The 9,767-nt window shown below is 52.4% G+C and carries 11 protein-coding genes; 5 read left to right on the top strand and 6 right to left on the bottom strand.

The window, feature by feature from the left end; translation table 11 throughout:
• Positions 1-75 precede the first annotated feature (75 nt).
• Positions 76-1,410: a hypothetical protein gene (locus tag KOO63_00245; GenBank protein ID MBU8920266.1), complete on the bottom strand. Its 1,335-nt coding sequence runs from the start codon at positions 1,408-1,410 to the stop codon at positions 76-78.
• A 226-nt stretch (positions 1,411-1,636) separates the two neighbouring features.
• Here KOO63_00245 and KOO63_00250 point away from each other — a divergent pair, with 226 nt between their 5' ends.
• The 4 genes from KOO63_00250 to KOO63_00265 all read left to right on the top strand — a co-directional run bounded on the left by KOO63_00250 (position 1,637) and on the right by KOO63_00265 (position 5,084).
• Positions 1,637-2,236, top strand: a complete 600-nt coding sequence (locus KOO63_00250) for a hypothetical protein (protein ID MBU8920267.1) — start codon at positions 1,637-1,639, stop codon at positions 2,234-2,236.
• Between the two features lie 110 nt (positions 2,237-2,346).
• Entirely contained in the window at positions 2,347-3,216 is an 870-nt protein-coding gene (locus KOO63_00255; GenBank protein ID MBU8920268.1) for a DUF4263 domain-containing protein, read from the top strand.
• A gap of 55 nt (positions 3,217-3,271) precedes the next feature.
• Positions 3,272-4,321 carry a hypothetical protein gene (locus KOO63_00260; GenBank protein MBU8920269.1) on the top strand — a complete coding sequence of 350 codons (1,050 nt, stop codon included), beginning with the start codon at positions 3,272-3,274 and terminating at the stop codon, positions 4,319-4,321.
• Positions 4,322-4,427: 106 nt separating this feature from the next.
• Positions 4,428-5,084, top strand: a complete 657-nt coding sequence (locus KOO63_00265; GenBank protein MBU8920270.1) for a hypothetical protein — start codon at positions 4,428-4,430, stop codon at positions 5,082-5,084.
• A 15-nt stretch (positions 5,085-5,099) separates the two neighbouring features.
• Here KOO63_00265 and dcm read toward each other — a convergent pair whose 3' ends face one another.
• Positions 5,100-6,284, bottom strand: coding sequence for a DNA (cytosine-5-)-methyltransferase (gene dcm, locus KOO63_00270; protein MBU8920271.1), 1,185 nt, complete (start codon positions 6,282-6,284; stop codon positions 5,100-5,102).
• A gap of 441 nt (positions 6,285-6,725) precedes the next feature.
• On the opposite strand from dcm, the gene KOO63_00275 reads away from it, so the two are divergent.
• Entirely contained in the window at positions 6,726-6,950 is a 225-nt protein-coding gene (locus tag KOO63_00275) for a hypothetical protein (GenBank protein ID MBU8920272.1), read from the top strand.
• 1,039 nt (positions 6,951-7,989) lie between these two features.
• On the opposite strand, the gene KOO63_00280 is transcribed toward KOO63_00275, so the two are convergent.
• From KOO63_00280 to KOO63_00295, 4 genes are all read right to left on the bottom strand, one after another.
• Complete coding sequence (locus KOO63_00280) at positions 7,990-8,265, bottom strand: hypothetical protein (GenBank protein ID MBU8920273.1); 276 nt, start codon at positions 8,263-8,265, stop codon at positions 7,990-7,992.
• Positions 8,265-8,990 carry a hypothetical protein gene (locus KOO63_00285; protein MBU8920274.1) on the bottom strand — a complete coding sequence of 242 codons (726 nt, stop codon included), beginning with the start codon at positions 8,988-8,990 and terminating at the stop codon, positions 8,265-8,267. The genes KOO63_00280 and KOO63_00285 overlap by 1 nt, the downstream gene beginning before the upstream one ends.
• A gap of 84 nt (positions 8,991-9,074) precedes the next feature.
• Positions 9,075-9,425 carry a hypothetical protein gene (locus KOO63_00290; protein MBU8920275.1) on the bottom strand — a complete coding sequence of 117 codons (351 nt, stop codon included), beginning with the start codon at positions 9,423-9,425 and terminating at the stop codon, positions 9,075-9,077.
• The coding region (locus tag KOO63_00295; GenBank protein MBU8920276.1) for a hypothetical protein at positions 9,415-9,767 on the bottom strand (353 nt) is incomplete at its 5' end. The genes KOO63_00290 and KOO63_00295, both read right to left, overlap by 11 nt.

Below are 9,767 nucleotides of genomic sequence, written 5' to 3' on the forward strand. Positions count from 1 at the left end.
TCCTCGGAGAGTCTGAAGGATTGGGATTAGCTAGCGCGAAGCGGTTTCGTTCAACTTAAAAAATGGTCAACGGGGTTACCCCTGCTTCTTGATTAACTCTGATACCATATCCCGGACCAGATTCATCAAGTCCGCATTCGTGCCAGACACTTTCGGCTGTTTCTTGGGCAGTGGCTTCTGACCGAACAGTCGCTTTGCGAGTTCCTCCTTGACCTGGTGTTGCGTCTTCTCGGGGAGGGCCACCAGGTACGGATCAATGGAAGCCAGCTCCAGCTCGACCCGGCGGGTGTACCATTCAGCCTCCTCGTGGCGATCAGATTGCCGTGCAGCAAAGGCGGCTACGATTCCGAAGGTACCAGCAACAAAAGCCCGACCGGCGAATATGCTCCAGGAAAAATCGGGCCCCTGTGTTGCCATGAAGACTTTGATAGCGAACCAGATTAACCCAATGAACGATACGATCGCCACACCCTGCCAGAACCGAGCAGTGTTCCTTGCCGAGTTCGCTGTCTTCTGGTAGCCGCCGACCATCCCGGTATTGCCGATCACGTGGACGAGCTTCTCTGCCTGAGCCTTGTATTCCTCCAGTTCCTTGATAAACCCATCTACCGTTGCCTTAGTCTCGGTCTGGAAGGAGCTGAAGTTCTTCTTCGCATCGTCGCAGATACCAGCAAACTTCTCCTTGTGCGCCTCTGAGGTGGCAGTGAATTGTTCTTCCTGCTCGTCGATCGCCTCTTTATTCGCATCGGCACGTTCTTTTTCAGCCTCGGTGAACTGCTCCTGCCGGACGTCCTGGTGCTTGGAGAATTGGCTTTGAAACTCAGCGATGGCAGTATCAAGCCTAGCCTTTTGTGTCTGAATCGCACCTTCAAGCTTCTCCAGCTCCGCCTCGACCTCAGCAACTCGATCTTTTGCGGCGTCGATGTTCTCGCTCGACGTCTCCCTGTCCTTATCCATCACCTCCCGATGGTCATCAGCTTCTTGCTCCAGGTGATGGATGAGCTGTCCAGCCGAACGTCGGAAAGAGGTGATTGCATCTCGCATTCCATCCACGTCAGCGGGTGTCACCAACGTCGGGATCGCTCCTACGTGGGGAAGAAAGTTGTCGGCGTGGCTGTTCGCCTTCACCAGGTGGCCGGTGTCCTGGTTCGAGACAAACGCCTGTATCTCATTGTTCATGTTTCCAAGATGGGGGATCATGTTCCCGAGCCCCTGGAGAGGCACGATTTCGGGGTTGATGTTTTCCAGGACCCGCACAAGGTGACCGTGGATCGAGCGCAGGCGTTCTAAGGCTTCGAGAGCCTGAGTGTCGTCTTCGATATGCTCTGCCGCATGATCGAAGAGCGTCTGGGCTGTGGTGAGGAGCTGATGAACTTGGTGACTATCGAACTTATCCGACCACTGCGACATGTGCCGATCCTCCATATCAGTATAAAATAATTAACGCCCATCCATCAGCCCTCCAGCTGAATGCAGCCGCTGAGGGGTATTGAAACATGATCATCATCAATAAGCAACAGCGTACAGTCGTGTGTCCACCGTGATCTTGGCGAGACATTGTGTCTTAGGTCGGTATAGAACCACTATAGAACCGGCCAATCTCGATCAACCCGAGGCATCATTCTTGATTTCATAATTGCATGTTGTTAAACTACTTGCGCTCGACATCTCCTACCACAACCGGCCACGGTCACGGAGTGTCGATCATAGTGGTCTCGCCATCTCTTTAATGCTCACCCTTCCCCGAACCTATTCAAAGAGATCCAGCCAAAAAATCTACCCCAAATTCAACCACCAGACCCAAGGAAGCCACAAAGGAAGCCAGGCCCATTTCCCAAAAGAAAAAGGACCCACGACAAAAGCCGTAAGTCCTTTTATTTCATTTGGTACGCCACCAGGGAATCGAACCCCGAACCTACTGATTAAGAGTCAGGCGCTCTATAGGCCACCAGCCGTTGCCATCGCAGCACTTAGATCATCAGATGCTAGAATTGGTGGCGAATTGGTGGTATTCAGTTTCCTGCAAAGTCTGGCCTCGCTGGAAGGGACGCACAGGCAGGACCTAGCCCAAATTATTGAACTTGAGGTGAATCAGATTGCATCCGTCGGTCAAGCCAGCGGTGAGAAATTTAGATCATCTGGCCAGGAAGATCAAACTATTGCCTTGTTTACCTCACAGCATCTTTCCGCTCCTTTCCCACCCGATGGACCATTCTCTTCTGCTGGAAATATTTGAAGGCGTGCGGCCAGGCTGTTATCTTCTCAACAATCTGTGTCACGGCCTTGTGCGCAGAGTATTGGTAACTGATACCAAGTTAATGGCTTCAATGCAGCGGGTGATCGAAAATGTTAGACAAGTCTTATAAAATCGAAATTGGACCAAAACCAATATCAATGGAAGATTACTCCACTTCGGCCCAGTCAGCTTTCAAGCTCCTCCTGGACTCAGGGCCAGAAGAAGATAGCGTACAAAAGTTCCTCGAAAAAAATCCTGCGATGGTACCGGGAGCATTTCCGCCCGGTGCCGCAGGTGGACATAGCCCTTGGCATTGTGCAGTTGTATCCCAACCGGTTTTGCCTGGATTGAACTCAAAGATTCCAGACTTCATGTGGATTGCGTCTAACAGCCAAGTTTGGTATCCAGTCCTGGTGGAAATTGAAGCCCCAACAAAGCTCCTTTATAAGGGAAAGGGTGTCCCCCGTGCTGAGTTCACCCAAGCCAAGAATCAGCTTTCAGAATGGCGTACTTGGTTTTCGGATCAAGAGAATGTTCAAGTGTTTGCAAGGGAGTATGGCCTCCCCGACACCTTCATTCGCTACCGCCAGATGAAGCTGCACATGATTTTGGTTTATGGCCGGAGGGAGGAATTCAAGGGGAATACGAAACTCGAAAAGCATCGCGCTTCAATTGTGCCCCAGCCCGACGAAGAATTGGTGTCGTTTGATCGCCTAAGAGTTGATCGAAATCTAACCGACGTGATCACTGTCAAAGCCAAGGGTGCAGGTACATATGAAGCCAAACATGTCTCTCCTACCTTTACTACCGGGCCGAAATTCCCGAATCGATTCAAATATATAAATGGGTTTGAATCAGCTCTTGGAAATAGTGAGATCGCCGATGACCGAAGGGTGTTCTTGTTGGACCGAATTCGGTACTGGCGAGAATGGGTGAACAGGGAGGGCACTCAGAGCGTGCGAGGCTTTGAGCGCGAGTAGACCGTGCATTTTGAGTGTTTTCCAGTCAAACAAATCTTGGAACAGCTGAGGGAATATGATTAACGACGCGAAGAAGATCGCCGGCGCAATAGCCAGGGCTTGTGAGGCCGAGGGAATGGTTAATTTGGCTCGTCTCCTTGGTGCGGCCGACGTTTCAATTGCCCAAGTTGGCTATGACAATTGGGACGGTGGAACTGACCTGTGCGAATGCGTGGTCGAGGTCTCTCCTGAGGTTTATGGGGAAATCGGTGAGGATAGAGCTGGGCTCGAGAAGCAATTGTTGAATCGAATGCAGCCCATTTCTCGGAGGTATCAAGGCGAATACCTGACCAGCGTAATCATAGTTCCGAAGCTTGATGAAAGACCGATTGAATCGACTGAAGATGGAAAACATTCTGAGCTGCGGCGGCTAGTTGGTGAGCAGCGGAAGCTAATGGTCGAGGTTGCTGTTGGTGGCCCAAGAATAGACGACGTCAATAAAGAATACCAAGCTCGCCGTTCCGAGATAAGGAAGCTGTTGGCAGAAATTGGAGCCGAAGACCCCAATCCGTTTTCTGACCTTTGGGAGTGGTATGGCCGGTGGTCAAGCGGAGACCTTCCTAACTATGCGTCCAGAAGGCAATTTATAGCGGAGATGTATAAGCCTCTAGTCGACGCGCTAGATTTGGCTGGACCCGGGTCGAGAAATCGGATAGTTGTTCGGCCCACGGGTTGGGCAAGGGTCGATCGTGGGATTGGCGAAGCGCGAACACGGCTATCCACGGCGAACCACGAAGAACAATTCCAAGAGGTCGGCATGCTCTGTCGGGAAACTTTGATTTCTCTTGCCCAAGAGGTGTTTGACCCTGAACGGCATCCGGTCGAGGACGGTGTGGTTGTAAGCTCGACGGACGCCTATCGAATGTTAGCCGCATTTTTTAATGTGGAATTATCAGGTAGCAGAAACAAAGAGCAACGCAAACATGCAAAGGCTGCCTTGGAAGTTGCAAATAAGACGACTCACGATCGATCAGCCGACTTCCGGAAGGCAGCGCTTTGTGAGGAAGCAACGACCTCGGTCATCAATTCGGTGGCGATCATGAGCGGAAGGCGTGACCCCCAATAACTCCGTATTGTCTGAAAGCGCTTGCGCTTGAGTATCCCCTCTGTCACCATTGTGGGTGACACATTTTTTTTTGCCGGCCCCCGACATGTGGGTCGTATTAGGAGGAATGATGGCGGGTACCTTCCAGGACGATGAACGCGAAGATGCAATGATTGCGTTGTTTGGTCTCTATAAAGATGAAAGCGAAGGTCGATCAGGAATTGATGCCTATCTAAAACTTGATGGATCGACAATCCCTTTTGAGCTGAAGACAACTTCAAATGGATCAGTAACCACAGTTAGGGATTTTGGGCCCGACCACATTAAAAAATGGAAAAATAAGCACTGGCTGATTGGGGTTTTCCTAAGTGGTGAAGAATATTATCTCTACGGTTCTCCAGTGCTGATGGCCCCATGGATTCAAGAAAAGGAATCCTACATTAAACCAGATTTTATGCTTGCGACTCTTGCTCCTGGTAAGCTAACCAAAAATGATATGTATAAAGTCATGGAAGAGAAGGCCGTTTACAGCTACGAGGATGCAAGAGGCCTTCATAAGCGGCAATATAAGAGAGAAAAATATTTGGCATTGCAAGATGTAGTTGGGGGTTATTCTCCTGATCGAATGCTTAAGATTTTCCAAGATAGAGCGAGGTATTTGGTTGAAAGAGGCAGCACTCTAAACAACCCTCATATACCACGGAGTTATTTCGACGGGTGGACTAGGATTTCAGAGGACCACGCAGCCGCCCTGGTCAAAATGGTAAAGCACGGAATGGGCTAATCGGGCAGTTGAGATCTACTTTAAGGCCAAATCCACACTCTTGGCTACTTGGTAGGCCACCGGGGGAACAACGGAGTTGCCTATTTGTCCAAGGACCTGGTAGACGGCCCCGGAAAAATTCCAGTCTTCTGGGAACCCTTGGATTAGACCTATATCTTGGATGCTAGTTCGAAAATGCCCGAACTTGGCAGGGAAGCCAGAAGCTTTCGCCCTTGAATTTTGTACACCATTCGGCCAGATTTCCATATCTCCCCATGATTTTTGCCCAGCAGAACTGTTTAGTACCGATGTGGTGTTCCTTTTTCCGGTAAAGGCACTTCTTATGGTTGGAGCCAAGTTGTCGTAGCCGATATCACTCAGACCTAGGGCTTCGCGTACACCCATAGTTCGTATTCGGGCGTCCGGAAAGAGTCCCTTCCCTGAACTTCTTCCAGCTTTCCCAAGGTGTGCCCAAGTGTGTGTTGCAGTGGGTACAACGAATTTTTTAAAAGCCTTCTTTGTCCTGAACCCAACAAAAAATACTCTTCTTCGGATTTGGGGAACCCCGTAATCCGCAGCGTGCATTTGAAATTTCACAATGTGATAGTTAGAAAGCTCATCCAAAATGTACCGCTGAACAAATCCTTCGAACTTGGGATTCAGAAGTCCCAGTACGTTCTCCGCAACAAAGACCTTAGGCCTAATTGTGTTTACAGCCCGATTGAATTCTCCCCACATGTTTCTATCATCTTTGATGCCCTCTTGCTGCCCTGCGATAGAGAATGGCTGGCATGGTGGGCCACCATGAACCAAGTCCACCTTTCCCTTGTACTCCCGCCAATCGATCTTTGTGACATCGCCCGAGTCAGGACCACCAAATACTTTCCAGCGAGGTCGATTGGCGCGAATAGTGTCACCACAAATCGGAATTAGCTCGTACGATGCCTGATGCGAGAAGCCGGCCAGATCAAATCCTAGATCAAGCCCCCCACCCCCTGAAAAAAGGCTCAGGCAGCTCATGCCATTCGAGCTCAATTTGGGCATAAGGATATTGGGGTCGAATCGCGGAACATTTACAGGGTGGAGGGCATCATGGAGGCCTTGCTCAGCCTCACGTTTTGCAATTCGAGATTCCTGGGAGATGCGTCGATATGCATCACGCTGCTCCTCAGTGATATCGTATTCCCTGCGGGGAGAATTCTTGTAGACTGAGTTTGCCATTGCCGCCTTGGTCTCCTGAATGGGATTTTTGATTGTTCTTAATCTAGCAAGAATGCCTTGCCTTGTCAGCTGTTATTATAGAATTCTCGCAAACTAGACGAACAAGTGAATCCGCGCCACACAAGGAATGCGTCCTAAAGTGCTTGAGGGACGAGCCTTGCGCGGTCTTGAATGTCAACGGCCGGGAGGCTGGTGCCCGGCAGAGCTCCCGAACCTCAGGTGCTCCAGGGGGCTGCGAATTGCCATGATGTTGAGCCCAGTGACAGATCCTCACCACCCTCCCCCACGGGCCCAGCCACAATCTCCCGTCATCGGAAGCTCCCGTTAGGTCAGATCTGGCCAACTTATTGTCAATAGCGAAAATAGAGGCTCGGAAAGGCGGACTCAAGGCCGATAATGAGGTATGATCAATTGGTGTTAAAAACAGCAAGGAGTCACACCATGGCCAAACAACGATTCTGGATGTGGACATTGATGCCTAGCGAAGGGTGTCAAAATGAAACACCAACCCGAAAGATGATCTGGGCGGAATCACTTGAGGCGGCACGGCAGATGGCGGAAACCCACGAACATGAGGTTGGTGCTGAGTTCGTCTGGGTTTCGGTGTGGGAGGATCCGAAGAAGAGGGCTGCCCGTCACTGCGGGGATGATTTCAAGAATGAATAAGGTCCAACATGAGAGGGGCAATTTTCCGGAGGGGAGTTGCAAGGGCTAAGCGGAGATGTCCGGTCTGGGGCTAATCTGGGGCCTCCAAAAAGGCCAAAACTTCCTTGTAGGATCCGAATCTGTGGGTTTGCCCAGTATTCACATCAACCAACTCAATTCTATCCGGCCCCCATTCATGCCACATGAAGCCCAACCTTTTTGCTTTGGATTGTATTCGATGTTTCCTCATCGTGGGCAACCAGGCCCAGCGCGCAATTCTGAAGAATAGATCTTGCCGTGGAGTTTGAATTTCCGGATCATTTCCTTGGCGTCGTATCCCTTGACCCGGCGGAACTTCAGATCTTGATCTGGCAGCCACACAACCCACCGTGTCGGATTCAGCCCACACAACCAGGCCAACACACCAATCTCACGAAGGTCCTGCTGGAGACCAGCCTCGGCGGCTGACATTGGGAGCCTGTTTGATTCTTGTTCTGGCAAGGTCTGATCCTTTCAGAAGGTCGGGCGGCAGTCACAGGTCGCCTTCAAGAAATCCGCTCTGCCGCCCCCACACCATCGCCGGCTCGTCAAAATCGGCGTGGTGATTCGAGAAGTTTGGCCCCGGCAAAGTATTCTCATCGTCTGCCGGAACCGGTTGCCCGGGACTTGCACCCGGACCGTGGCTCGATTTTGTGGCGACTCCACCGACATCGAACCCCATGCTTTTTAGGTGCCGATGAAGTCGCCGAGGAGCCTGCCGCTGGAGGGCAGCAGGCCTGGCCTCTCTACTTGACTGGCACCGCGTTTCCGCCGGTGTCCATGCCCAACAGACTCACAGGGCCGCGGCCTTGGAAGTAGCAGCAAGTCATGGCGTCCGGAAAAGTACCGGTGCCAAGATCAACAGCCGTCCAACTGGCCAAGACATTCGAAGCCGCAGGCTGGTTGGCAAGAGCAGCCGCACGAGCGGCCTCTTCGGTGGCAGCCTCAACCAGAACAGAGTTGTACTGGCCTCCGCCTCGCTGTTCCTGCTTGGCGGCGTAGAGTAAAAACATTCCCATGATCAATCGTCTTTCGTTGTGAGGCTTTCCTCATTGGCGGCCGCTAGTGGCCTGCTCCTCGGTTTTGCTTGCAAGGCTGCACCAACCATCTCGATGGCCTCGCGTGTTTCTTCGTCCCAAGGCTCGGGAGGAATTGGCCCAGTGAACAGCAGCAACTCGAGCACCACTGGATTCAGGCACTCGGCCAACGCAAATCCGCGGACCTGGCTGGGCGTTGAGTACTTGCCCGCCATCCGTTCCTTGACCAGATATTCCATGGCTGCAAAAACACACTGCATCAGAGCCCAGCTTTTTCACGGCGGGAATCCAATGCTCTGGCGGCCAGGCCTGCTTTGATCTTGTCTTGGTTGTTGCTGACACCACGCTCGAAGATCTTGTTGGTGGTCTTCATGGCGGTCAACTTTGTGCGGAGCTCTTCAAGCCGGATCTGAACTGCAGCCACCTCTTTGCCCATGGCATCCTGCGCCAACTGGGCTCGATCAACTGACTGGTATTTCTTCCCGCCGCGGTCAGCGACAAGCAGAGCAGCAGAGAGAGTCAACTTGTCGCCGGTCGCAACTGCGTAGGCAATTGTGCCTTGAAGCTCGGCCACGCCGGAGCCGGTCAACTGGCTGATGAGCTCGGTCTTCTTGGGATCGCCCATGCCGTGACGGCTCAAAACCTGGAGCGGACTCCGGAACAAAGAAGCGGACTGCTCGACTTCGATCAGGTACTCATCCACAACGGCCATGATGCCCTTGCGATGGTCAGCGGAATCTTCCACCAAGGACCGGCGCAATTCATTCAGCGCTCGGCCATTGGCCTTGCCAACAACCTTCTTGATGGTGTCACGGTCAGCAGAATCGAAACCAGTTTTGGCCTGGGCCTTGAGCGCGTCCTCAAGCTCGAGCGATTTCTTGGTGATGATCGCTTCATTCTTTTCAACAGAAAGAAGCAGAGCTTGGCCCCGCTCGGCGATCTGGTTTTCTTTTTGCTGGATTTGGTCATGGTTCTCGAGCAACATACTGGCTCATCCTCTCGTCGGGTGATGCGGCAGGGCTGTTCCTGGCCACCCAACTTAAACCCCAGCTAATCCCGTTAGCTCCAACTATTTACCGGGTTTTTGCGTTCTCACCCCACCGTAATTCAACGAAGGGATCTCGTCCGGCTCGATGGCCGGCGCGGCGTCCTTGATCCTCTTCTGGACCACGGCCCGCTGCTCTTCCCTTAGCTTCTCGATCTCCTCGTCGCTCGCGCTGGCATACTCCCGCAACCACTTCTCCGTGGCCTGGTCGGGCGCCGTCCCATCCTCGCCCGGAGTCTCCCTCGGATACTGCGCCGGGAAACAAAACTTCCGGCCCGGATCGCCCACGACCTTGTTCTCGCCAGGGGACACATCCGCCTTGCGCGTCCTCTTCACAAAATCCTTGAACGCGTTCTTGTCATGCTTATTTTCCATCGGTCAACTCCTTCGGCATCTCATCTCGAGCAGCCTGAATTTCCTCCAAAATATCCAACAACAGATTCCGCCGCTCCATCGGCAACCGCATCACGTCGGCTTGTGTTAATAAAAGTTGGCCCCCCGTCCCATCCCCGATCGCCTTGGTCGTCTGATCCACTTTTCTGCGCTCGGCCCACGCGTCGGGATTCAATCGGGAGGCGACCCGCAAAAGAATTTTGCTGCTCGCCATTGTGTCTGGGCGATAGGCCACCGTGTTCCCGTTCTTGTCGATGATCGGGATCTGAGGAATGTTCAAGGCCCGGGACATCAACTCCTCTTCCACCATACTCAGGGCCGCCG

The organism is Candidatus Latescibacterota bacterium (assembly GCA_019038625.1).
Lineage (GTDB): Bacteria > Krumholzibacteriota > Krumholzibacteriia > Krumholzibacteriales > Krumholzibacteriaceae > JAGLYV01.

Coding starts and splice junctions, on each gene's coding strand:
- KOO63_00245 (MBU8920266.1), bottom strand. CDS start 1,410: ATGTCGCAGTGGTCGGATAAGTTCGATAGTCACCAAGTTCATCAGCTC.
- KOO63_00255 (MBU8920268.1), top strand. CDS start 2,347: ATGTTAGACAAGTCTTATAAAATCGAAATTGGACCAAAACCAATATCA.
- KOO63_00260 (MBU8920269.1), top strand. CDS start 3,272: ATGATTAACGACGCGAAGAAGATCGCCGGCGCAATAGCCAGGGCTTGT.
- KOO63_00265 (MBU8920270.1), top strand. CDS start 4,428: ATGATGGCGGGTACCTTCCAGGACGATGAACGCGAAGATGCAATGATT.
- dcm (MBU8920271.1), bottom strand. CDS start 6,284: ATGGCAAACTCAGTCTACAAGAATTCTCCCCGCAGGGAATACGATATC.
- KOO63_00275 (MBU8920272.1), top strand. CDS start 6,726: ATGGCCAAACAACGATTCTGGATGTGGACATTGATGCCTAGCGAAGGG.
- KOO63_00280 (MBU8920273.1), bottom strand. CDS start 8,265: ATGCAGTGTGTTTTTGCAGCCATGGAATATCTGGTCAAGGAACGGATG.
- KOO63_00285 (MBU8920274.1), bottom strand. CDS start 8,990: ATGTTGCTCGAGAACCATGACCAAATCCAGCAAAAAGAAAACCAGATC.
- KOO63_00290 (MBU8920275.1), bottom strand. CDS start 9,425: ATGGAAAATAAGCATGACAAGAACGCGTTCAAGGATTTTGTGAAGAGG.